The following is a 23,385-nucleotide window of genomic DNA, read 5'->3' as shown; positions in this document are numbered from 1 at the left end:
TCCTTATTGCACCGCAAATTGGCGGCGAATTTTACGCATTAACAAGAATAGCCAAGGCCACAAAATACCGTTAATTACACTACTCCAGAATACTTCTGGGCGGAATGAGACATTAATCACTAAAAACTCAGACCAGAACACCACGACATCCATGGTGAGTGAAAGCAGCATCACGATGAGTGCCTGCTGCCACAGTGCCATATTGCGGAATAGTTGAAACTTAAAAGCGACCAGATAAGCAATAATACTGAGTGCCAGCGCTCGAACCCCAAGTGTTGAACCCAAAATAAGATCCATAATCAGCCCGAGAACAAAGCCGGTGCCAACATTCACACGGTGGGGTAATGCCATCACCCAATAAATTAATACCAATGCCAGCCATGACGGTCGGAACATATAAATCTGTTCCGGCCACGGCATAATTTGCAGCACCATGGCAATCAGGAAGGATAACCAGATAACCCAACGGCCATTGCTGCTGTAACGGTTCATGGCGATACTCCCGGCGCAGTCACTGCTGTTGGTGTGGCGGTTGTAGCGGCCGATGGTGCCGGTGGCCCCATAGCATCTGCGGCAGGCAGCACTTGTGACATCATCGGAGCCAGTCGTTCATTGGCTACGCGGCGAACTTCAGTTGGCGGCAATGGCATCTCGCCATTACGGTCGGCCCCCCACAATAACAACAAGTAGCGTAGGCGCTGTAAATCAGCGGTTGGTCGAGCCTGAATCACAGTATAAGCCCGCTGATTATCAACTTTGACAGAAGAGACCACCGCGACCGGATAACCTTCAGGGAAACGTCCACCTAACCCGGATGTCACTAATACATCACCAACGCGAATATCTGTATTACTGGGTAAGTGCTCTAGTAATAAATCATCGGTACAGCCACTCCCTGCGGCAATCACACGAATATCATTACGCAGCACCTGAATCGGTAGCGCATGGGAGGCATCACAAATTAATAATACACGGCTGGTTAGTTTACTCACCGCGACAACCTGGCCGACGACACCACGGTCACTGATAACCGGCTGGCCTTCGTATACCCCGTTGTTAGAACCTTTATCGATAACCACCTGATCACTGTAAGGATCTGTCCCGCTGGACATCACCTGCGTGACCATTTTTTGTTCATCCTGACGCAAAGGAGAACCCAGCAATTCACGTAAGCGGTTATTTTCCTGCTTAAATTGCCCGAGCAACTGAAGATCAGTATTTTTAAGCAACAACTCTTGGCGTAATGCACGGTTTTCCAACTCTAGCTGTTCACGGGTAGCCAGAGTTTCAGAAACGTTGTCGAGAACTTTGCGTGGCCCATTGGCCAGAAAATAGAAAGGGCTAACGGCAGTGTCCATATAGGTACGTATTTTGACAAACGTGCCCAATCGGCTATCAGCGATAACCAAAACAATGGCTGCAAGAACGGCAAAGAACAGTCGCAATTGCAGGGATGGACCCCGGCTAAAAATCGGCTTCATAAATTATGCGTATTCCTCGACGACAAAAGGAGGCGCTAAATCGGACGAATTTATCCTTCTTACGTTGAGTAAGCTGGATATCGATTCATCTGATCTAGTTCTCCTCCTTTTTGGCTGACTATTATTCTTCGCTGAACAAATCGCCGCCATGCATGTCGATCATTTCCAACGCTTTGCCACCGCCGCGAGCGACGCAGGTCAATGGATCTTCTGCCACCACTACCGGAATACCGGTCTCTTCCATCAGCAGGCGGTCCAGGTTACGCAGCAATGCACCACCACCGGTCAGCACCATACCGCGTTCAGAGATGTCAGAGGCCAATTCTGGCGGACACTGTTCCAGCGCAACCATTACCGCGCTAACGATACCCGTCAGCGGCTCTTGCAGCGCTTCAAGGATCTCATTGGAGTTCAATGTAAAGCCACGAGGTACACCTTCAGCAAGGTTACGACCGCGCACTTCAATTTCCAGAACTTCATCACCCGGGTAAGCAGAACCGATGCTGTGCTTGATACGTTCGGCAGTCGCTTCACCAATCAATGAACCGTAGTTACGGCGCACATAATTAATGATCGCTTCATCAAAGCGGTCGCCACCGATACGGACAGAAGAAGAGTAAACTACGCCGTTCAGAGAGATAACGGCCACTTCTGTGGTACCGCCACCAATATCCACAACCATCGAACCGGTTGCTTCAGAAACCGGCAGCCCGGCACCAATGGCCGCAGCCATAGGCTCTTCAATCAAAAACACTTCACGAGCGCCAGCGCCCTGAGCGGATTCACGGATCGCACGGCGCTCAACCTGAGTTGCCCCGACCGGTACGCACACCAATACACGCGGACTTGGGCGCATAAAGCTGTTGCTGTGAACCTGCTTGATAAAGTGTTGCAGCATTTTCTCGGTAACAAAGAAATCGGCAATAACGCCGTCTTTCATTGGGCGAATAGCTGCGATATTGCCGGGGGTACGCCCAAGCATCTGTTTGGCATCATGGCCCACAGCCGCAACGCTCTTCGGTGAACCGGCACGATCCTGGCGAATAGCAACCACTGAAGGTTCATTCAGTACAATGCCTTGTCCTTTAACATAAATAAGGGTATTGGCGGTACCCAAGTCGATGGACAAGTCGTTGGAAAACATGCCACGAAATTTCTTAAACATAACGAAAGGATAATCCTGCAAGCTGGGGGCGGAAAATAAAATCCGCCTACTTTACCAACCACACGAAGCAGCGACAAGGCGCAAAAACGTCCTGATTCGGTGAAAAAGTAGCTGCGTTGTTGACATCTCGTTCCATCACGAACCCATATCGCTTGAAAAGGTTGAATAAACCCTCGGCACAACACAGATTCTGCGTAACGACCGGCGTAACACAGCACATAAAATCTAACATTTAACCTGATTCTCGTCGGAAGTAAGCGCCCACCAACGATTTACGGAAATGACTGGCACATTCTACGTTAATTTTTGCTCAACGATCAGGCTAAACATAGCCCTAATACGAATATTTTTTCTTTCCGGGGTTCAAAAGTGTTGGCGGAGCAAAAAAATTGCCCTGTCCACCATAAATCCCCTTATCCTTCAGCGTTTGCCATTCTTCACGGGTAAGCACTCCTGCGGCAAAAACTTTTGTATCCGTCCCCGCACAGGCACCGGTCAGACTTTCCACAAACAACTGATTTTCATAACGTAAATTAATGCTTCTTACTAACCCAGGATGAAGTTTAATCATTTCAACCCGCAGTGATTTGATGTAAGAGGTGCTAACAACCGTTAATCCGGCCTGCGACACCATCACCTTGCAGCCCACGCCAAGCAATAAACGCATCATCGGACGGATTTGGTCGATATGTTGACACACATCTGCCTCTGCAAGTTCAAAGATAATTCGCTTTCTATCAGACTTTCTGCATTGTAAGAGCGTATCACGCAGCCAACGCTGGAAAGAACGCTGCAATAATGAATCAACGCAGATAGAAAATGCCAGAGTTTCGTCCGGCCATAAAGCTAATAAAGGAATTATCCGATCAATTTTTTGACGGTCATAACGCTCAGCCAGACCGAGCAACTGCACTAATGGTGTAAATTCAGCAGCCAACAACTCTTGCTCACCATCATATATACGGCTGATTATTTCACGGTGATGAATTTTACCGTCAACAGTAATCACCGGCTTCTGATAAAGCCTTGGCCCGCCGTTAGCCAGCGTCTGCTCCAGTAAAGTGCGCCATTTGACACTACCACGCCCTTTTTCTGACACTTGAGTATCGAATACATACCAGCCATTCCCCCCATACATCGCCGCATTTTTAGTCGCTTGTCCAGCATTATCCATAATCTGTTCAACGGACTCACCACTGCGATACGCCACAATCCCCATATGCAGCAATGATTCGCGGTCAATAACATGGGGTTCAGGTAACGCCCCGACCGCATGAACCAATTGGGCAGCCATAACATCGGCATCTTTCAGCGTCTTATGGGGCAGCAAAATCGCGATATCACTCTGATGGTAACGCGCTAATAGTGCAGAGGGATGACGAGCAACAAAAGAAGAAAGCAAGTTAATCAACGAATGCATCAGTTCTTGTACCTGCTGATGGTCATCCGTATCATTTAAACTATCAAAATCAGGCAACTGCACCATGATTACTACCCCATGGGCGCCCTCTTCCTCCAATTGGGTAGTCAGTTGATTATCAAAAAACTGGCGATTACTGAGACCGGTTTTGGCATCTCGGGCGGCAAAAGCGCGAATCAGTGTATCAACACGGTTACGCTCCTCCCTCACCTCTATCAATTCGGCCAATAGCCGATCAATGGCACGACTGGCGCAAGGCGGCCATTCATGTCCGTCGCTACTGATAGCATATTCACGTTCGCCGTTAAGAATACGCCTCGCTCGGCGCTCCAGTTTTTCCTGGCCTGCGGTCTGATCACGCAACCAACGAAAACTTAGCAGTAGCATCATGGCAATCACCACAACCACCAGCGATAAAACAGCCGCAGCGTACAGAGAGCGGGCGTAGCTGCTCAAAGGGTCAATATAGGTGAAATGCATCGAAGCCCCGGGTTGATGCAGCATCGGTACCACTAGGTTGCGGTGCCTGCTTTCGCTATTCCAGGGTGTATAAATTGCAGGGAGCTTGAGATGATATAGCGTGTTGGCTTGATCCTGAATGCTAAGCTCCACCACACCAACTGTTCGCATCATAATAGGCAGCCACTCTCGCGCTTTATCCGCCGGTTGCAGCAGAAGCGACTGATCATAAGCTGTCACGATACTTTGGAGACGATGCTCCATTTTTTTCTGGCACAAATAGAAGAAACTTACCGTGCTACCCAGTAGCACTAAGCACATAGCCGAGACGACCAGTAGCGTCATAAACGCAGAAAGTTTGGTTGTAAATCGCATCCCTTAGCCTTGCGAAGCGCAATTAAGTGAAGAAAAGTCCTCATTTCCCTTGAGGAGCACACTATATGACAAAAATAGGCTATAAAACTGACTTTTTACTTCATAATGCGACAATAACACAATATTTTCGCCCCTTTCCCTGATGTTCGATTAATCCCTCTTCAAAGGATAGCCATGATAAAAGTCAATGAATTGATTTTTGTTCTTGATCAGACTCGAAGGTTGCTGTTACCGCTATATTAGCTCACTCTTAACCCATCCCTTTTTTGAATTATCCACACTATTTATACCCAACGTTATTGGCGTTGCAGAAAAATATATCGGGAGAGTGATACATGCGAGCACTTGTACTTGAGCAAATTGAAGGCCGTACTGTCGCCGAAGTGCGTGAAATATCGCCCTCGCAATTGCCAGCCGGTAATGTCACGGTTGATGTCAATTGGTCCAGCCTGAATTATAAAGACGCGCTAGCCATCACCGGTAAAGGGAAGATTATCCGCGAATTCCCTATGGTTCCAGGCATTGATTTTGCTGGCACTGTTCACAGCAGTGAAGACCCACGTTTTCATATCGGTCAGTCAGTGTTACTGACCGGCTGGGGGGTGGGCGAAAATCATTGGGGCGGTTTAGCCGAGCAAGCGCGTGTTAATGGCGACTGGCTGGTCCCCATGCCTGAAGGATTGGAACCCCGAAAAGCCATGATTATCGGTACCGCAGGGTTCACCGCCATGTTGTGCGTCATGGCTTTGGAAGACGGTGGTGTCACCCCTGAAAGTGGCGAAGTGGTGGTCACTGGGGCCAGTGGTGGCGTAGGTAGCACTGCAATTGCCTTACTGTCGGCGCTCGGTTACCAGATTGCGGCGATCTCGGGTCGTGACAGCAACAGTGACTACCTGAAAAGTCTCGGTGCGCATCGGGTGCTCTCCCGCAATGATTATCTTGATGCGTCGCGCCCACTGGAAAAACAGTTGTGGGCTGGTGCAATCGATACTGTCGGCGACAAATTGCTGGCCAAAGTGCTGGCACAGATGAATTACAACAGCACCGTTGCCGCCTGTGGCTTGGCGGGTGGCTATACTCTGCCCACCACCGTGATGCCATTTATTCTGCGCAACGTGCGCTTGCAGGGCGTGGATTCGGTGATGACACCTCAACCGCGCCGCCAGCAAGCCTGGCAGCGGCTGCTGAAAATCTTACCTGACAGCTTCTATCAGCAGGCATCACAGTCCATCACGCTGGCAGATGCGCCAACTATCGCCGCACGCCTGCTGGCGAATGAAGTCACTGGCCGGACGTTGGTTAAAGTTCGCTAATTATTGATTTTACAAAAGTCACCGGGTGGATATTGCTACCACCCGGCCCTATCACTCCGCTCTCAGAAATTTCATATTTTTCCCAGCAGCCTCGCACTTGTGTCCATAAGCCGCCATGATTAATACCATAATGGTCAGTATGACTCCCCTGTCCGATGGAGTAGGTCTATGCACAACTTGTTCTCTCATTCAAAAAATAGTCTCCGTGGTAGCAGTACCAAACCACGCAAGCTGACCGAAGCTGACGTCACGCCGGAAAGTATTTTCTATCAGCGCCGCAAGGTGTTGCAGGCGTTGGGGATCACGGCGGCGTCACTGGCCTTGCCCACCGCGGCACAGGCCGACTTGTTGGCATGGTTTAAAGGCAATGATCGCCCTAAAGCGCCCTCAGGTAAGCCACTGGAGTTTACCAAATCAACGGTGTACCACCCGGATCTGGCGATGACGCCGGAAGAGAAAGTGACTGGTTACAATAACTTCTACGAATTTGGTCTGGATAAAGCTGATCCCGCCGCCAATGCTGGCACGCTAAAAACTGAGGGTTGGCAGATACGTATCGACGGTGATGTGGCTAAACCAATGACACTGGATATCGATGACCTGATAAAACGCTTCCCGCTGGAAGAACGCATTTATCGTATGCGCTGCGTCGAGGCCTGGTCCATGGTGGTGCCATGGATTGGTTTTGAGTTAGGGAAACTGCTCAAGCTGGTTGAACCGACCAGTAATGCCCGCTATGTCGCATTTCAAACGCTGTATGCACCGGATCAGATGCCGGGACAGGAAGACCGTTTTATTGGTGGCGGGCTAAAATATCCGTATGTCGAAGGCTTACGACTGGATGAAGCTATGCATCCACTCGCCTTTATGACTCTGGGGGTGTATGGCAAAGCCCTGCCACCGCAAAATGGTGCCCCGCTGCGGCTTATCACACCGTGGAAATATGGTTTTAAAGGGATAAAATCTATCGTTCATATTCGCCTGACCCATGATCAGCCGCCCACCACTTGGAACCTCAGTGCGCCTAACGAATATGGTTTTTATGCCAATGTGAATCCCCATGTCGATCATCCGCGTTGGTCGCAAGCTACTGAGCGTTTTATCGGCGCCGGCGGTATCCTTGATGTGCAGCGCCAACCTACTCTGCTGTTCAACGGTTATGCGGACCAAGTTGCATCCCTCTACCGTGGCTTGGATCTGCGGGAGAATTTCTGATGCGCCTGAGTCTACGGCAGATTAAAGGGTTAAAAGTGGCTATCTGGCTGGCAGCAGCGCTGCCTTTGCTGTGGCTTATTTTATCGGTTAATCAGGGTTGGCTCAGTGCCGACCCCGCCAAAGATATTCAGCATTTTACCGGCCGCATGACACTGAAACTATTGCTAGCTACTTTAGTGGTCACGCCGCTGGCGCGTTATGGTAAACAGCCCCTGTTGATCCGCTGCCGCCGGTTATTAGGCTTATGGTGTTTTGCCTGGGGAACCCTGCATTTAGTCAGCTACTCCTTGCTGGAACTGGGCCTGAGTAATATTGGCCTGCTGGGGCGCGAGCTGGTCACCCGCCCCTATCTGACATTGGGAATTATCAGTTGGTTATTGTTACTGTCACTGGCAGTCACCTCCACCTTATGGGCGCAACGAAAAATGGGACCCAACTGGCAAAAACTGCATAATTTGGTGTATGTTGTCGCCATCCTTGCGCCAATTCATTATCTTTGGTCGGTGAAAACGCTTTCGCCACTGCCGATTATCTACGCCGTGGCGGCGGTTATATTGCTGGCACTACGCTATAAAAAATTTCGGCAATGGTGCCGTTAGTGGCCGGAACTTATCATGATTCTCCCCGTCATAAATAATGCTGAACGCACAGTTCGCACTCTTTTCTATTGAATATCTTCGCTGATAAGACCAGTATTTAGCTGCTAATTGCTACGATATCATTATAATGCCCGACCTTAGTACCGATCGCAGTGTCAAATTCGTCGTAAAAAGGTGACAAATCGGTGACATCAGGTTATTTTTTACGATGATGGACTAATTGCCGGAGATACCAGCACAATGTCGGATAAGTTGCACATTTTGCTTCTGAATGGCCCTAACCTGAATCTGCTTGGAACGCGTGAACCGGAAAAGTACGGTTACACTACATTGGCTGAGATTGTCAGTCAGTTAGAGGCTCAAGCTCAGGGATTGGATGTGGCGCTGTCTCATTTGCAGTCAAATGCAGAACACGCGCTGATCGATAGAATTCATCAGGCACGGGGTAATACCGATTTTATCCTGATCAACCCAGCAGCGTTTACGCATACCAGCGTGGCACTGCGTGATGCATTGTTAGGTGTACAGATCCCGTTTATCGAGATCCATTTATCTAACGTGCATGCCCGGGAGCCTTTCCGTCATCATTCATATCTCTCTGATATTGCAGTTGGCGTAATCTGTGGACTTGGCGCAGATGGCTACAACTTTGCTTTACAGGCAGCGGTAAATCGCTTGTCAAAATCCAACTAATGCAACACACAAAGAGTACGGAATCACACTCATGGATATTCGTAAGATTAAGAAACTGATCGAACTGGTTGAAGAGTCCGGCATTTCAGAGCTGGAAATCTCAGAAGGCGAAGAGTCAGTACGTATCAGTCGTGCTCCCGCCGCACCAAACTACCCAATGATGCAACAGCCATATGCTTTTGCTGCACCACAGCAACAGCCCGCACTGGCTGCCGCCGTTGCACCAGCACCTGCTGAAGCGGCTGCACCAGCAGCAATCAGTGGCCATATCGTGCGCTCCCCAATGGTCGGTACTTTCTACCGCACCCCGAGCCCGGATGCTAAAGCCTTCATTGAAGTAGGTCAGAAAGTTTCTGCTGGTGACACTCTTTGCATCGTTGAAGCGATGAAAATGATGAACCAAATCGAAGCAGATAAATCCGGTACTGTAAAAGCCATTCTGGTTGAAAACGGTCAGCCGGTTGAATTCGACGAGCCTCTTGTCGTCATCGAGTAACGAGGCGTTCCATGCTTGATAAAATCGTAATCGCTAACCGTGGTGAGATTGCGCTGCGTATCCTGCGAGCTTGTAAAGAGCTGGGGATCAAAACTGTGGCAGTTCACTCTACTGCGGATCGTGATCTTAAACATGTGTTATTGGCTGACGAGACTGTTTGTATTGGTCCCGCGCCTTCTGTTAAAAGCTATCTGAACATCCCGGCAATCATTTCTGCGGCTGAGATCACCGGCGCGGTGGCTATTCACCCCGGCTATGGCTTCCTGTCTGAAAATGCTGATTTTGCCGAACAGGTAGAACGTTCAGGTTTCATCTTTATCGGCCCACGTGCCGAAACTATTCGCCTGATGGGTGATAAAGTTTCAGCAATAAGCGCGATGAAGAAAGCTGGTGTACCTTGCGTACCTGGCTCTGACGGCCCATTGACTGACGACACTACCAAGAATAAAGCCTTTGCCAAACGTATCGGTTACCCGGTCATTATCAAGGCATCAGGTGGTGGTGGTGGTCGTGGCATGCGTGTGGTTCGTCATGATAAAGATCTCGAGCAGTCCATCAACATGACCCGTGCGGAAGCCAAAGCGGCTTTCAATAACGACATGGTTTATATGGAAAAATACCTTGAGAACCCACGCCATATCGAAGTTCAGATTTTGGCTGACGGTCAGGGTAATGCTATCTATCTGGCTGAGCGTGACTGTTCTATGCAGCGCCGCCACCAGAAAGTGGTTGAAGAGGCACCAGCACCGGGCATCACCAGCGAATTGCGCCGTTATATCGGTGAGCGCTGCGCGAAAGCCTGTGTAGAGATCGGCTATCGTGGTGCGGGGACTTTCGAGTTCCTGTATGAAAACGGCGAGTTCTATTTCATTGAAATGAACACCCGTATTCAGGTTGAACATCCGGTTACCGAAATGATCACCGGTGTGGATTTGATCAAAGAACAACTGCGTATCGCTGCGGGCCAACCTCTCTCCATCAAACAAGATGAAGTGAAGGTACACGGCCACGCCGTGGAATGCCGTATCAACGCCGAAGACCCGAATACCTTCCTGCCAAGTCCGGGTAAAATTACCCGTTTCCATGCGCCGGGCGGTTTTGGTGTGCGTTGGGAGTCTCATATTTACGCCGGTTATACTGTGCCACCATATTATGACTCCATGATCGGCAAGCTGATCACTTACGGTGAAAACCGTGACGTGGCGATTGCTCGCATGAAAAATGCGCTGGCGGAACTCATTATCGACGGTATCAAAACCAACGTTGAGTTACAGCTGCGCATCATGAACGACGAAAACTTCCAGCACGGTGGCACCAATATCCACTATCTGGAGAAGAAACTCGGGTTACAAGAAACCTGATATTTCGCCCTCCATGCTGTTAGTCTTTTATATCAAGGCCGGTTAATCACCGGTCTTTTTTCTTTTGAGACTTTATTTCGACTTATCTATCTGAAGTTATTGGTGTTGTAGTCAAGCGGCAATCTAATGAAATCCGATAAGTAAATTCGGGTGGGTGAGAGCGGCTAACAATGCTGTCGCGCCAAGTACAAAGGTATTATTACCCACAGTAATGGGCGTGGCAGCTAGGCAGCAAACGAACACATCCCGATGAGCTGACTCACGTCAGTGATTCGGGTGGGTGAGAGCGGCTAACAACGCTGTCGCGCCAAGTACAAAGATATTATTACCCACAGTAATTGGTGTGACAGCCAGGCAGCAAACGAACACATCCCGATGAGCTGACTCACGTCAGTGATTCGGGTGGGTGAGAGCGGCTAACAACGCTGTCGCGCCAAGTACAAAGATATTATTACCCACAGTAATTGGTGTGACAGCCAGGCAGCAAACGAACACATCCCGATGAGCTGACTCACGTCAGTGATTCGGGTGGGTGAGAGCGGCTAACAACGCTGTCGCGCCAAGTACAAAGGGTATGGGGAGAACAATGGAAACAAGATTCATACAAGCCCACAAAGAAGCGCGCTGGGCCTTTGGTTTAACATTGGCTTATCTGGCTGGCTGGATATTGACTGCGTATTTACCCGGTAATATCCCCGGCATGACTGGCCTCCCGGCTTGGTTTGAAGCCGCCTGTATTGCGCTGCCACTGGTGTTTATTGTGTTGTGCGCTCTGATGGTGCGTTTCGTCTTCCGCGATATTCCGTTGGAGGATGAGAATGCAAACTGATGTTGTCCTGCCATTAGTGGGCTATCTGGCAATGGTATTTGGCTTATCAATTTATGCCTATACCCGCCAAAAAACCGGAAGTTTTCTAAACGAATACTTTATCGGCAATCGCTCGATGGGAGGATTCGTACTGGCAATGACCCTGACCGCCACTTATATCAGTGCCAGTTCATTTATTGGCGGGCCGGGTGCTGCCTATAAGTATGGCCTTGGCTGGGTGTTATTGGCGATGATCCAGTTACCTGCGGTCTGGCTGTCGCTGGGTGTTCTGGGCAAGAAGTTTGCCATTCTGGCGCGCCGCTATAACGCTGTAACCCTCAACGATATGCTGTATGCCCGCTATCAGAGCCGATTGCTGGTGTGGCTGGCCAGTATCAGTTTGTTGGTGGCGTTTGTCGGTGCCATGACCGTGCAATTTATTGGTGGTGCACGTTTACTGGAAACTGCGGCAGGCATTCCTTACGATACCGGCTTATTAATATTTGGTATCAGTATCGCGTTATATACCTCTTTTGGTGGTTTCCGCGCCAGTGTATTGAACGATGCCTTGCAAGGGCTGGTGATGTTGATCGGCACTATTTTGCTATTGGTTGCAGTGATCCATGCCGCAGGCGGGTTGCATAAAGCTGTCGATACACTACAACATATTGATCCAGCGCTAGTTTCACCGCAAGGTGGTGACAAGATCCTTGATTTGCCGTTTATGGCCTCGTTCTGGATCCTGGTGTGCTTTGGCGTGATTGGCCTGCCACATACTGCCGTGCGCTGTATTTCGTATCGTGATAGCAAAGCGGTACATCGTGGCATTATCATCGGCACCATTGTGGTCGCCATCCTGATGTTCGGCATGCATTTGGCTGGCGCATTGGGCCGGGCTATCCTGCCGGACCTGAAGATCCCCGATCAGGTGATCCCGACACTGATGATCACCGTGTTGCCGCCCTTTGCTGCCGGGATCTTTCTGGCGGCACCCATGGCGGCGATTATGTCGACCATCAATGCCCAGTTGCTGCAATCTTCTGCAACCATCGTGAAAGATTTATATCTCAATCTGTGGCCAGAAGAGTTGAAGAATGAACGCAAGTTGGCGCGTATTTCCAGCTTATCGACGCTTATTCTGGGACTGTTACTGTTACTTGCTGCCTGGCGGCCGCCAGAAATGATTATCTGGCTGAATCTGTTGGCCTTTGGTGGTCTGGAAGCGGTATTCCTCTGGCCATTGGTGCTGGGGCTGTACTGGGAGCGCGCCAATGCTCACGGAGCCCTTAGCTCTATGATTGTCGGTGCGGTATGCTATACGGTATTGGCCAGTTTCAATATTAAGATAGCCGGCCTACACCCGATAGTGCCGTCACTGGTGCTTAATCTGCTGGCGTTTTATATCGGTAATCAGTTTGGCGACAGGGCTAGAGCGCGGCAGCCCGTGGTAGTTAGCGCTGATTAGAAACGATTAATTTATATCAGCTCAATTATATACCCAATAGATTTCAAGATGCAGGAAGGCGGCAAGCGAGGGCATCCCGATGAGCTTACACAGTCAAGTGATTCGGGTGGCGTGAGCACAGCCAACCCCCCTGCGACTTGAAAGATGAAGGGGATTGAGCTTTTGAGAGAAAAGTCATGCCTTGGATTCAACTAAAATTAAACACCACCGGCAATCAGGCCGAATCCCTTGGGGACGCATTGATTGAAAGTGGCGCGGTGTCAGTTACGTTTCAGGATACCCACGATAATCCGGTGTTTGAGCCGCTACCAGGCGAAACTCGACTGTGGGGCGATACTGATGTGATTGGCCTGTATGATGCTGAAACGGAGATGGCCGCAGTGATCGCCATGCTGGAATACAACCCGCAACTCGGTAAAGGCTTTATCCATAAGATTGAGCAGTTGGAAGATAAGGATTGGGAACGTGAATGGATGGATAATTTCCATCCGATGCGTTTCGGTGAGCGCCTGTGGATCTGCCCGAGCTGGCGTGATGTGCCGGACCCAACCGCGGTCAACGTGATGCTGGACCCCGGTTTGGCATTTGGTACCGGTACCCATCCAACCACCGCATTGTGTCTGCAATGGCTCGATGGCCTCAGCCTGGACGGTAAAACTGTTATCGACTTCGGTTGTGGCTCTGGCATCCTGGCAATTGCAGCGCTAAAACTCGGTGCAACGCGCGCTATTGGCATCGATATCGATCCGCAGGCCATTCAGGCCAGTCGTGATAACGCACAGCGTAACGGCGTTTCAGAGCGTCTGGAGCTGTATCTCGCCAAAGACCAGCCAGCAGACTTATCTGCTGATGTGGTGGTCGCCAATATTCTGGCAGGCCCCTTGCGCGAACTGGCGCCACTGATTAGTGTACTACCGGTAACCGGCGGTCATTTGGGTCTGTCTGGGGTACTGGCGACCCAGGCTGTGGGCGTCGCACAGGCTTACGAGGATAAGTTCACCCTCGACCCAGTGGCAGAGAAAGAAGAGTGGTGCCGTATTACCGGTATCAAGCAGTAAACGCGCAAAAACCGACTCCCCTGCCAGGGCTGTTAAACCTTAGCAGGGGCCATCACATCCCTTGCTGAGTTAGCATTTCTGGCAATCCACCACACTCTCTTTTTAATCAAAATGGGAGGTCTGACTCATTTCCATCTGTGCTTTATCATTGATTTGATGAATAAATCAGCACTTTCGACCAGACAGATGTAGCATAACTAGTCGATAATTGTGATGTTTAGGAGAAAATCCTGAAGCGCACAAATTAATCAATTTTAGTTAACACCATGTTATATATGAATAAATTATTAATTAGCACAGCTTGGCGGGTATTTTATCGCTCTTTTTTCATCAATTGGTCAAAGTTTGGCCTTTCATCTGGGCGCAAAAATGCGTAATATACGCGCCCTTACGGACACAGTGTGGTCATTCTTTGTCTATGCGTATTGGACACTTCCAGCTTGCAAATTGCCTGATTGCCGCCCCGATGGCTGGTATAACAGACCGCCCCTTCAGAGCGCTATGTCATGGCATGGGGGCTGGGATGACGGTATCTGAAATGCTCTCCTCGAATCCCGAGGTCTGGCGGACGGATAAGTCACGTTTGCGTATGGTTCATAGCGATGAGCCTGGGATTCGTACCGTGCAAATTGCCGGTAACGACCCGGATGAGATGGCAGCAGCAGCCAGAATCAATGTGGCTAATGGTGCACAAATCATCGATATCAATATGGGATGTCCGGCCAAGAAAGTGAATCGCAAGCTGGCAGGTTCTGCATTATTGCAACATCCTGATTTGGTTAAACAAATCCTCTCCGCGGTGGTTAATGCGGTAGATGCGCCAGTAACGCTGAAGATCAGGACGGGTTGGTCGACCGAACACCGTAATTGTATAGAAATTGCCCAACTGGCCGAAAATTGTGGTATACAAGCCCTGACGATTCATGGCCGAACCCGTTCTTGCCTGTTTAATGGTGAGGCGGAATACGACAGCATTCGGGCAGTTAAGCAGATTGTTTCCATTCCCGTTATCGCGAATGGCGACATCACTGACCCGCATAAAGCCAGAGCGGTGCTCGACTACACTGGGGCTGATGCTCTGATGATAGGACGTGCCGCTCAGGGAAGACCTTGGATCTTCCGGGAAATCCAGCATTATCTGGACACTGGGGAGCTGCTGCCACCGATGCCACTTGGCGAAGTGCAGCGCTTGTTAAACGGGCATATACGGGAATTGCACGACTTTTATGGTCCAGGCAAGGGATTTCGTATTGCACGTAAGCACGTCTCTTGGTATCTCCAGGAGCACGCCCCTAACGACCAGTTTCGGCGCACATTCAACGCCATTGAGGATGCCAGCGAACAGCTGGAGGCGTTGGAGGCATATTTCGAAAATCTTGCGTAAACAGAAAAAAGAGCTGACAGAACTATGTTCGAACAACGCGTAAATTCTGACGTACTGACCGTTGCAACCGTAAATTCACAAGATCAGGTGACTCAAAAGCCTTTGCGTGACTCGGTTAAACAAGCACTGAAGAACTATTTTGCTCAACTGAATGGTCAGGATGTGAGTGACCTGTATGAGTTGGTACTGGCTGAAGTTGAACAGCCATTGTTGGACATGGTGATGCAATACACCCGTGGCAACCAAACCCGCGCTGCCCTGATGATGGGCATCAACCGTGGCACGCTACGTAAGAAATTGAAAAAATACGGCATGAACTGATACTAGTCAGTTAACTTGTTGTTTAAAAAGGCGTACTCCACACGGAGCGCGCCTTTTTTATTACGCAATCTCTACCCGATTGCGCCCTTGCTGTTTCGCTCGATATAGGGCTTCATCCGCCAGTTTGAGCGAATCTTCCAGCATACCCTCGCCATTCCAGTACGCCACGCCTAGCGAAATCGTAATAGGATGAATGTCCGATATCACCATCCTTTCTACATTTTGACGCAGCCGGTTGGCGACCTGTGTGGCCACATCCAACGTAGTACCCGGCAGCAACATCAGGAACTCCTCCCCTCCGCTACGACACAAGATATCCGTGTCACGGGAGCTATCGCGGATTTGGACTGCCAATTGCTTAATAACCTCATCACCAACGTCGTGGCCGTAAGCGTCATTAATCGACTTAAAGTGGTCAATATCCAGTGCAATAACCGAAAAATGCTGCCCAAGCTGTGAGATAGGCTCGAGGGTGATGGCCAATCCACGCCGGTTAAACAGGCCAGTCATGGGATCAGTTTGTGCCTCAAACTTCAATTTACCGATTTTCTTTTGCAACAAACTGATGCCAATCAATAGCGCCCGTTTGAGTTGGGTCGATTCGAAATACCAGGAAGGAATTTCCTTGATGCTGCTGGCAATATCGGGCTTATCCATATGGTTGGCACTGCCGGCGAGCAACCACAGCGGGCGGGCAATTAACCGGGATAACAGCCAAACACCCAGCAAAGTGAGTAGCGCCAATGGCGTGATATGACCAAGCCCTTTTAGCATTAAACCTTCCAGTGGCTTCAACGTTGACGCTTCGGGCCGCAAGGTAATGATTTCCCAACCGGAGGGTTCGACAATGGCATAGCCCGCTAGCATTGATTCGCCGCTAGTACTGGTAACCATCAAGCTGCCGTTAGTGGAGGTTTTTATCGCTTCCGTGATGGGTTTAGGTTCAAGTATTTCCCCGATACGGCTGGTATCTTGGTGATAAAGGATGCGCCGATCGCTGTCGAGCACCACGATATAGGAGCCATCACGATAATAATGCTCACCCAATAGCTCATTTAAAATACTTTGCTTGCGCAGGTAAATAGTACCGCCGATATAACCGCGATAACGTCCATCCGGCGTAAAGATGGGGGTCGAGATATTGATAACCAGATTATTTGCTGCCGATACATAAGGCTTACTAATTACCGGGCGACGTAGTTTTAACGCCTCCACTGACCCTGGTGATGTCAATACGTGACCTAATAACTGGAGATTGTCCGGGGATGTTGCGCGGATAACACCATGCGCATCCGTTATTACCACCGAGTTAAAACTATCGGTTTGGTATTTTAGCCGTGCGGTTTCCGCTTGCAGCGCCTCATGATCATCAAAATTCTTGGCGACAATCATACTGCTGTAATGCAGTTGCTTTTGCGCGCTTCTCAGGAAAATATCCGTACTGGATGCCAGTTTAGTCGCATAGACACGATTGGCTTCGAGTGTGTTATCAATCAGTAGCTGCCGCTGTACCCGATAACTGGCATAGAAACTGTTCGCTAGCGTCACAAAAGCGCTCATTACAGCTAGAATAAGGATTAGTCGACCTAAGTCGAGGCGGAAAATTTTGGCGGCAAGAATAGAGCGTAGCAAGACAGCCTTCCTGAGTCGATAAATGACTATGTTTAGCATGACGGTAACATGAAAATAAGGCGAGAATCCGCCTATATGTACACTGCTATCATATTTATCTCCTCAGATTAAGAGTTCTCACGCTATAGTCATTGTTAACAATTATCTATACTCAAAGTAATTGCCGTTACAGTAAGGTAACAAGCGAATCTCGTTGAGCTGACCAAGGTTCAGAGTGAAAACAGCTAACACTGCTGCAACGTCAAGTAGGAAGGGTATTGCTGACGAAGTCTGATTTGTACCGATAATAGGGGTTTGATTATGAATAAGCTGGTCATTGCCGTAGCACTTACAGCGACAGTATTAAGTGGATGTGCCAACAACAGAACTGCGTCTGGTGATACTTTCACCGCCTCTCAGGCACGACAAGTACAGACCGTAACCTACGGCACCGTTATCTCTGCACGGCCAGTCACCATTCAGGGCGGCAGTGAAAATAATGTGGCCGGTGCCATTGGCGGTGCTGTAGTCGGGGGCTTCTTGGGTAACACTATAGGTGGTGGCCGTGGTAATAGCCTGGCAACGGCAGGTGGTGCGGTAGCCGGTGGTATGGCAGGTCAAGGCGTGCAAAGCGCCATGAACCGTAGTGAAGGTGTACAACTGGAAATTCGCCGAGATGATGGCAGCAGTATCGTCGTCGTACAGGCACAAGGGCCAACGCGTTTCAGTGCAGGTCAACGCGTCATGATTGCCAGTGACCGTAGCGGCACAGTAACAGTTTCTCCCCGCTAAATTAACCAGCCGGGGGGATCCCCCTCCGGCTATGAGCGCATTAACACAAAATATTACCCCACAATTTAGCAACAACTTTTATCGGTGTAATAGGCTGTTTAGTAACATAAAAGGCATTACGTCGCACCCCATTCCAGATGAAAAAACCATTGATACTGATTATGATAGTCAAATATTGTGTTGCCACGAGGAATGTGTTGTGGTTAAATAGCCTCATCGGTTTGGAACACAGACCTTATGAAAGCAGTTTTAGTAAAGCAGTCCTCAGTTCAAGCGTTATCCATAGATATCCCTTCTCCGTGAGTCTCCTCCTAAGTGCCCAAATAAGTAATCCGCTGAAAAACAGACCACGTTCGCCGCACTATTGTGGCAAAAAATAATTGAAGGAAGTATCCCTATGTCTAATAAAATGACTGGTTTAGTAAAATGGTTTGACGCTGGTAAAGGTTTTGGTTTCATCACCCCTGCTGATGGTAGCAAAGATGTGTTCGTACACTTCTCTGCCATCCAGAGCAATGATTTCAAAACGTTAGATGAAGGTCAAAAAGTTGAGTTCTCTATTGAGAACGGCGCTAAAGGCCCATCAGCGGTAAACGTAGTCGCTCTGTAATACAGCGTGATTAGGGGAGCAGGTTGCCGATAGCGATGACGGCCAGACCCGAGCAGTGTAACCCGCTCTCCAAATAAAGTAATAAGCAGTACCCGGTTGACAGTAACATTTATGCAAGCAGTTTTAGTAAAGCAGTTCTCCGTATTAGCGTTATCAGACAGATACCTCTTCTTCGCGAAATTCCTTCTAAGTGCCCCATAAGTTGTACCCAAGCCTATCCGTTCGCCTATGGCGGTAATCAAAAATAATTGAAGGAAGTATCTCTATGTCTAATAAAATGACTGGTTTAGTAAAATGGTTTAACGCTGATAAAGGTTTTGGTTTTATCTCTCCTGCTGATGGTAGCAAAGATGTGTTCGTTCACTTCTCTGCCATCCAGAGTAATGATTTTAAAACCTTAGATGAAGGCCAAAACGTGGAGTTCTCTATTGAGAACGGCGCTAAAGGCCCAGCAGCGGTAAATGTTATTGCGCTGTAACAGCCAATAATAGATACCAAAACTATTGGAATAACGTACGATAGATGAAGGTGATAGCTCTGAGCAGTTACGTTATTCTGAATAAAAAGAACCCGCCTTGGTGCGGGGTTTTTTGTTGCCAAAAATAGAGCTACACTCAGAATAATATTCAATTGTCAGTAGGCAAAAAGTAATAAATCCAATAAGCAACGTTTATGCATTAATCTTTACCAATAGATTTAATCTGTCCGACGTTCCTCTACTCAGATTGACCCTGGCTTTACCTTCTCGTCTATTAATGCAAAATCACGTTGTTTTAACAGATAAAATCCCGCATAGGATAATTAATAAAGTAGAGTAACCGCTAAATTCCGTCTGAATTGTTCTCGCCAGAATAATATATATCTCCCGCTACGCATCCCCATCCCGAACAATATAAGAATGACTTTGATCAAAATGACTACGTTATTTTATCTATACAGTTATTTCATATAACCATCACCTTAATCATCTCATTATTACCGCTTTTTTCACTGGCGATGATTAACACTGCACATAAAATAGCATCAGGGTAAATAATCATGTCGATATTCAAAACACGTATAGGAAGGATGTTACTTATCCTATTTATTGGGATAGGTATCTGGTTTAGCCCCGTCCCGGAATCGGTAGACCCGCGCGCCTGGCACCTCATGGCGGTTTTTGCAGCGACGGTTATCGGCCTGATCTTGTCGCCATATCCGTTAGGCGCAATGGCGATATTCAGCCTGACAGTCGTTGCGGCTACAGGCTTGCTGAGTATCAAAGAAGTGTTAGCCGGTTTTGCTGATCCGACAATCTGGATGATCGCTTGCGCCTTCTTTATCTCACGCGGCTTTATTAAAACAGGTTTTGGCCGCCGGGTCGGTTATCTGTTTATCAGTAAGTTGGGCCACAGCTCGCTAGGTCTGGCTTATGGTTTGGTTCTAACCGATTTGCTATTCGCACCGGCGATGCCGTCTACCTCCGCCCGATGTGGTGGCATCATTACGCCGCTGTTTCGCTCAATTTCTGAAGCCTATGAATCGACACCAGAACGCGGTACCGAGCGCAAAATCGGGGCATTTCTGGTGCAATGTATCTTCCAGTGTAATGCCATTACCTGTGCGATGTTCCTGACCTCAATGGCCGGCAACCCAATGATTGGCAAACTGGCCGGTGAAATGGGGATTACCATTACCTGGACCAGTTGGGCATTGGCCGCCATCGTCCCTGGTTTAATCTCTTTGGCAGTAATCCCGTTGTTGCTGTATCGCTTCTACCCGCCAGAAATAAAGAAAACCCCGGAAATGCGCGCCTTGGCAATGGTGAAATTGAAAGAAATGGGGCCAATGAGCCGCAACGAATGGATTGTATTATCGGTCTTCGTCGGGCTGGTGACGCTGTGGGTATGTGGCGCAGCACTGAATATTGATGCCACCATGACCGCCTTTATTGGACTGGCAATTCTATTACTGAGTGGCGCGCTGACCTGGGATGATGTGATTGCCGAGAAAGAAGCCTGGCATACGGTGATTTGGTTTGCGGTACTGCTAACACTCGCCAGCCAACTGAATAAGCTGGGTTTTATTACCTGGTTTGGCTCATCAATTGCCGGTTCAGTGCAGGGGATGAACTGGGTGCCAATGATGGGAATCCTGCTGCTGGCGTACTATTACAGCCACTATATGATGGCCAGTGCCATCGCCCATATCAGTGCCATGTATGCCATTTTTGTCTCCATTGCTATTGCAGCAGGTGCTCCGCCAATGCTGACAGTATTGGTATTTGGTATGTTCAGTAACCTGTATATGGCAACTACCCACTACTCTGGCGGCCCGGCCCCTATCCTGTTTGGTTGTAACTTTATCCCACTGGCGACCTGGTGGAAGATTGGTTTCCTGATCAGTCTGGTGGTTATCCCTATCTGGCTGATTATCGGTAGCGCCTGGTGGAAAGTGCTGGGTTTCTGGTAATACATTGAAATATTGAGAATAAAAAACACCGCGCGATGACACTGGCGCAGTGTTTTTTATCGGTTAATTACTGCTGTTTACGTAATTCGATACCCACATCTCCACCAGGGTGCACCGCCAGTAGGGCCTGTTTAGTAAAACCTCTGCGTGCCATCAGGCAGGCACAGATAGCATCGAACAGGGCTAATACCAGAACAATAGATGTGGTTGCTAACATATTCAGCGGGTCTATCTCTTGCTTCACATGTGTTTTCAGCACCAAGGCAGATACCTGCGCGATAGCCGACTGCTCGTTTTCCGTTACACTGATAATCTGCACTTGCTTGCGTTGCAGCGTTGGCAGCAACCGGGTCAGCTCATCGGAATTCCCGCCACGAGAGATCAAAATGATGATGTCCTGTGACCCGAGGAAACCCAAATCGCCGTGCGCTGCATCAGTGGCATTCAGGTAAATCGCCGGTTGCTCTACGCAAGCCAGCATATGAGCAACCTTTCGTGCGGCAATACCTGATGTGCCCACCCCAGTTACCGCGATTTTGCCACGGCACCCAGCCAACATCTCCAGCACCTGCAACCACACCTGCGGATCGACATTATCCTTTAACGCCGCCAACTCGCGGCTATAAGTCATCCATGCGTCACTGGCTATTTGCCATTCATCACTCTGGCTCATCCTTCCTCCTGCATCAGTTCCTGATAACGCATATGGTCGTGATACATCTGGTGGAACACGCGGTATTTACGGTCGTAATAGGCTTTGATTTTGTTAGTTTGCGGTGTGACCGTTTTACCAATGCGGCTCATGGCAGCCATCGCCTCCGGCAGCGACTCAAACACACCTGCTGCGACCGTGCCCATCATGGCGCTGCCGAGCAACATGGCTTCACTCTCTTCCGGCAGTAGCATGGCACAACCCGTCGCATTAGCGTGTTCTTGTACAAAGATCGGGTTTTTAGTTCCGCCGCCGCTGGCCATCATAGTGTCAATGCAATAGCCGTTCTTATTCATGGTTTCGATGATATGCCGCGTTCCCAGCGCCAGCGCCTGAATGGTCGCCAAATAGCGTAACGCCATATCTTCAAAGGTGGTAGACAGCTTCAAGCCGGTAATAATGCCCGTCAGATTCGGATTCGCGCGCGGTGAACGATTACCGTGGAAGTACGGCAAAATGTGAATATCTTTGGTGAGGAAGGCGATATTCTCCGGTTCACCGGCAAGCTGGCGCAGAATATGATTTAGCGCCTCGTAAATAGTCTCACCTTTGCTTTTGGCCTGTGCCAACAGCTCTGGGTAACACGGATGTGTTTGAATAATATGGTCAATTAATGCTCCCGTCGCCGACTGTCCGCCCTCATTTAGCCAGTACTCCGGTAGAATAGCCGAATAATAGGGTCCCCAGATGCCGCCAATAAAATGCGCGGAACGTGACATCGCCATATGTGCCGTTGAGGTACCACCAATCAGCGCAATGCGCCGATCAAAATTGGCATTTTCGCCAGTCACACCACTGGCACCGAGGATGCCAATAGTGCCAGCATGGGCATCAATAATAGAAACACTGACCGCAGTACCAGGGATCAATCCCATTTCTGATGCCGCCCGTTGGCTAAGTCCACGGCCCAACGGCTCGCCCATCGGTTTAACGCTAGCACCGATTTTCGCCGCATTGTTGTCCAGCAAATCAGCCAGCCCGACCAATTTAAAATAGGACGGATCCCAGCGATCCTCATGGCCCAGATAAGTCCATTTACACACCGTAGAACAAAGCGAACGGGTTTCGTCTTTGGTCGCTCGCCAGGTGAGAAAATCCGGTAAATCAAACAGATGACCGACATTGCTCCACGTGGTTGGCATATGCTGTTTCAACCACAGCAGTTTTGGAGTTTGCATTTCAGGTGAAATCACGCCGCCAACAAACTCCAATACCGGATGTTTGGTGGCATTAATTCTTTCAGCCTGGGTAATGGCACGATGATCCATCCAGACAATTACATTCTGTTCGCTGCGCCCCGACGGGCTAACGGTCAACGGGTTGCCTTCTTTATCCAGCACCACCAGCGAACAGGTGGCATCGAACCCCAGCCCTTTCACTTGGATCGGGTTGATATCAGCCTGATTCACCGCATCTCGTACCGCATTACACACCGCCTGCCAGATATTATCGGAAGACTGCTCAACAAAATCCGCCTTGGGCTTAAACATGGTAATTTCACGGCTGGCCTGCCCGACCATGCGGCCCTGCAAATCGAATACTCCGGCCCTTGCGCTGCCGGTCCCTACATCTACGCCGATAAAGTAACTTGCCATT

General features: G+C 49.2%; 22 protein-coding genes. 15 read left to right on the top strand and 7 right to left on the bottom strand.

What is annotated here, in order from left to right; translation table 11 throughout:
- Positions 1-3: 3 nt before the first annotated feature.
- The 4 genes from mreD to csrD all read right to left on the bottom strand — a co-directional run bounded on the left by mreD (position 4) and on the right by csrD (position 4,900).
- A complete protein-coding gene (gene mreD / locus V1953_RS01855; RefSeq protein ID WP_032906981.1) occupies positions 4-492 on the bottom strand; it encodes a rod shape-determining protein MreD in 489 nt (162 codons plus the stop codon).
- Positions 489-1,481, bottom strand: a complete 993-nt coding sequence (mreC, locus tag V1953_RS01850; protein WP_083162196.1) for a rod shape-determining protein MreC — start codon at positions 1,479-1,481, stop codon at positions 489-491. The genes mreD and mreC overlap by 4 nt, the downstream gene beginning before the upstream one ends.
- A 121-nt stretch (positions 1,482-1,602) precedes the next feature.
- A complete protein-coding gene (gene mreB, locus V1953_RS01845) occupies positions 1,603-2,646 on the bottom strand; it encodes a rod shape-determining protein MreB (RefSeq protein ID WP_002228205.1) in 1,044 nt (347 codons plus the stop codon).
- Between the two features lie 334 nt (positions 2,647-2,980).
- Positions 2,981-4,900: an RNase E specificity factor CsrD gene (gene csrD, locus V1953_RS01840; protein ID WP_102970523.1), complete on the bottom strand. Its 1,920-nt coding sequence runs from the start codon at positions 4,898-4,900 to the stop codon at positions 2,981-2,983.
- A 335-nt stretch (positions 4,901-5,235) separates the two neighbouring features.
- On the opposite strand from csrD, the gene acuI reads away from it, so the two are divergent.
- The 11 genes from acuI to fis all read left to right on the top strand — a co-directional run bounded on the left by acuI (position 5,236) and on the right by fis (position 15,613).
- Positions 5,236-6,213: an acrylyl-CoA reductase (NADPH) gene (gene acuI / locus V1953_RS01835; RefSeq protein ID WP_372569711.1), complete on the top strand. Its 978-nt coding sequence runs from the start codon at positions 5,236-5,238 to the stop codon at positions 6,211-6,213.
- 168 nt (positions 6,214-6,381) lie between these two features.
- On the top strand, positions 6,382-7,428 hold the full coding sequence (msrP, locus tag V1953_RS01830) for a protein-methionine-sulfoxide reductase catalytic subunit MsrP (RefSeq protein WP_083162192.1): 1,047 nt from the start codon (positions 6,382-6,384) through the stop codon (positions 7,426-7,428).
- Positions 7,428-8,027: a protein-methionine-sulfoxide reductase heme-binding subunit MsrQ gene (gene msrQ, locus V1953_RS01825; protein ID WP_083162190.1), complete on the top strand. Its 600-nt coding sequence runs from the start codon at positions 7,428-7,430 to the stop codon at positions 8,025-8,027. Before msrP ends, msrQ begins: the two co-directional genes overlap by 1 nt.
- Before the next feature lie 240 nt (positions 8,028-8,267).
- Positions 8,268-8,720, top strand: a complete 453-nt coding sequence (gene aroQ, locus V1953_RS01820; RefSeq protein ID WP_083162188.1) for a type II 3-dehydroquinate dehydratase — start codon at positions 8,268-8,270, stop codon at positions 8,718-8,720.
- Between the two features lie 31 nt (positions 8,721-8,751).
- Positions 8,752-9,216: an acetyl-CoA carboxylase biotin carboxyl carrier protein gene (gene accB / locus V1953_RS01815; RefSeq protein ID WP_004701474.1), complete on the top strand. Its 465-nt coding sequence runs from the start codon at positions 8,752-8,754 to the stop codon at positions 9,214-9,216.
- Between the two features lie 11 nt (positions 9,217-9,227).
- Positions 9,228-10,577, top strand: a complete 1,350-nt coding sequence (accC, locus tag V1953_RS01810) for an acetyl-CoA carboxylase biotin carboxylase subunit (protein ID WP_083162186.1) — start codon at positions 9,228-9,230, stop codon at positions 10,575-10,577.
- Between the two features lie 586 nt (positions 10,578-11,163).
- Positions 11,164-11,406, top strand: a complete 243-nt coding sequence (locus tag V1953_RS01805; RefSeq protein ID WP_083162184.1) for a YhdT family protein — start codon at positions 11,164-11,166, stop codon at positions 11,404-11,406.
- On the top strand, positions 11,396-12,850 hold the full coding sequence (gene panF, locus V1953_RS01800; RefSeq protein WP_372560387.1) for a sodium/pantothenate symporter: 1,455 nt from the start codon (positions 11,396-11,398) through the stop codon (positions 12,848-12,850). Before V1953_RS01805 ends, panF begins: the two co-directional genes overlap by 11 nt.
- A gap of 176 nt (positions 12,851-13,026) precedes the next feature.
- On the top strand, positions 13,027-13,908 hold the full coding sequence (gene prmA / locus V1953_RS01795; RefSeq protein WP_083162179.1) for a 50S ribosomal protein L11 methyltransferase: 882 nt from the start codon (positions 13,027-13,029) through the stop codon (positions 13,906-13,908).
- 418 nt (positions 13,909-14,326) lie between these two features.
- Entirely contained in the window at positions 14,327-15,292 is a 966-nt protein-coding gene (gene dusB / locus V1953_RS01790) for a tRNA dihydrouridine synthase DusB (protein ID WP_442850587.1), read from the top strand.
- A 24-nt stretch (positions 15,293-15,316) separates the two neighbouring features.
- Positions 15,317-15,613: a DNA-binding transcriptional regulator Fis gene (fis, locus tag V1953_RS01785; RefSeq protein WP_002210061.1), complete on the top strand. Its 297-nt coding sequence runs from the start codon at positions 15,317-15,319 to the stop codon at positions 15,611-15,613.
- Positions 15,614-15,673: 60 nt separating this feature from the next.
- On the opposite strand, the gene V1953_RS01780 is transcribed toward fis, so the two are convergent.
- Positions 15,674-17,233: a sensor domain-containing diguanylate cyclase gene (locus V1953_RS01780; protein ID WP_083164029.1), complete on the bottom strand. Its 1,560-nt coding sequence runs from the start codon at positions 17,231-17,233 to the stop codon at positions 15,674-15,676.
- A gap of 312 nt (positions 17,234-17,545) precedes the next feature.
- Here V1953_RS01780 and V1953_RS01775 point away from each other — a divergent pair, with 312 nt between their 5' ends.
- From V1953_RS01775 to V1953_RS01760, 4 genes are all read left to right on the top strand, one after another.
- A complete protein-coding gene (locus V1953_RS01775; protein WP_083162175.1) occupies positions 17,546-18,016 on the top strand; it encodes a glycine zipper 2TM domain-containing protein in 471 nt (156 codons plus the stop codon).
- A gap of 397 nt (positions 18,017-18,413) precedes the next feature.
- Positions 18,414-18,626, top strand: a complete 213-nt coding sequence (cspE, locus tag V1953_RS01770; RefSeq protein WP_005163090.1) for a transcription antiterminator/RNA stability regulator CspE — start codon at positions 18,414-18,416, stop codon at positions 18,624-18,626.
- A 265-nt stretch (positions 18,627-18,891) separates the two neighbouring features.
- Entirely contained in the window at positions 18,892-19,104 is a 213-nt protein-coding gene (cspE, locus tag V1953_RS01765; RefSeq protein WP_083162167.1) for a transcription antiterminator/RNA stability regulator CspE, read from the top strand.
- Between the two features lie 560 nt (positions 19,105-19,664).
- Positions 19,665-21,077: an anion permease gene (locus V1953_RS01760; protein WP_042568990.1), complete on the top strand. Its 1,413-nt coding sequence runs from the start codon at positions 19,665-19,667 to the stop codon at positions 21,075-21,077.
- 67 nt (positions 21,078-21,144) lie between these two features.
- Here the strand turns inward: V1953_RS01760 and V1953_RS01755 are convergent, their stop codons facing one another.
- Both V1953_RS01755 and V1953_RS01750 read right to left on the bottom strand, forming a co-directional pair.
- The gene (locus tag V1953_RS01755; protein WP_083162165.1) at positions 21,145-21,750 is read right to left on the bottom strand and encodes a KpsF/GutQ family sugar-phosphate isomerase; all 606 of its coding nucleotides are present in this window, start codon (positions 21,748-21,750) and stop codon (positions 21,145-21,147) included.
- Positions 21,747-23,384: an FGGY-family carbohydrate kinase gene (locus tag V1953_RS01750; RefSeq protein WP_083162163.1), complete on the bottom strand. Its 1,638-nt coding sequence runs from the start codon at positions 23,382-23,384 to the stop codon at positions 21,747-21,749. Before V1953_RS01750 ends, V1953_RS01755 begins: the two co-directional genes overlap by 4 nt.
- Position 23,385: the final 1 nt, after the last annotated feature.

The organism is Yersinia sp. 2541 StPb PI, assembly GCF_052217145.1.
Classification (GTDB): Bacteria; Pseudomonadota; Gammaproteobacteria; order Enterobacterales; family Enterobacteriaceae; genus Yersinia; species Yersinia enterocolitica_E.
Note: the sequence above shows the minus strand (reverse complement) of the source record. Positions and strands in the feature narration are given on the sequence as shown.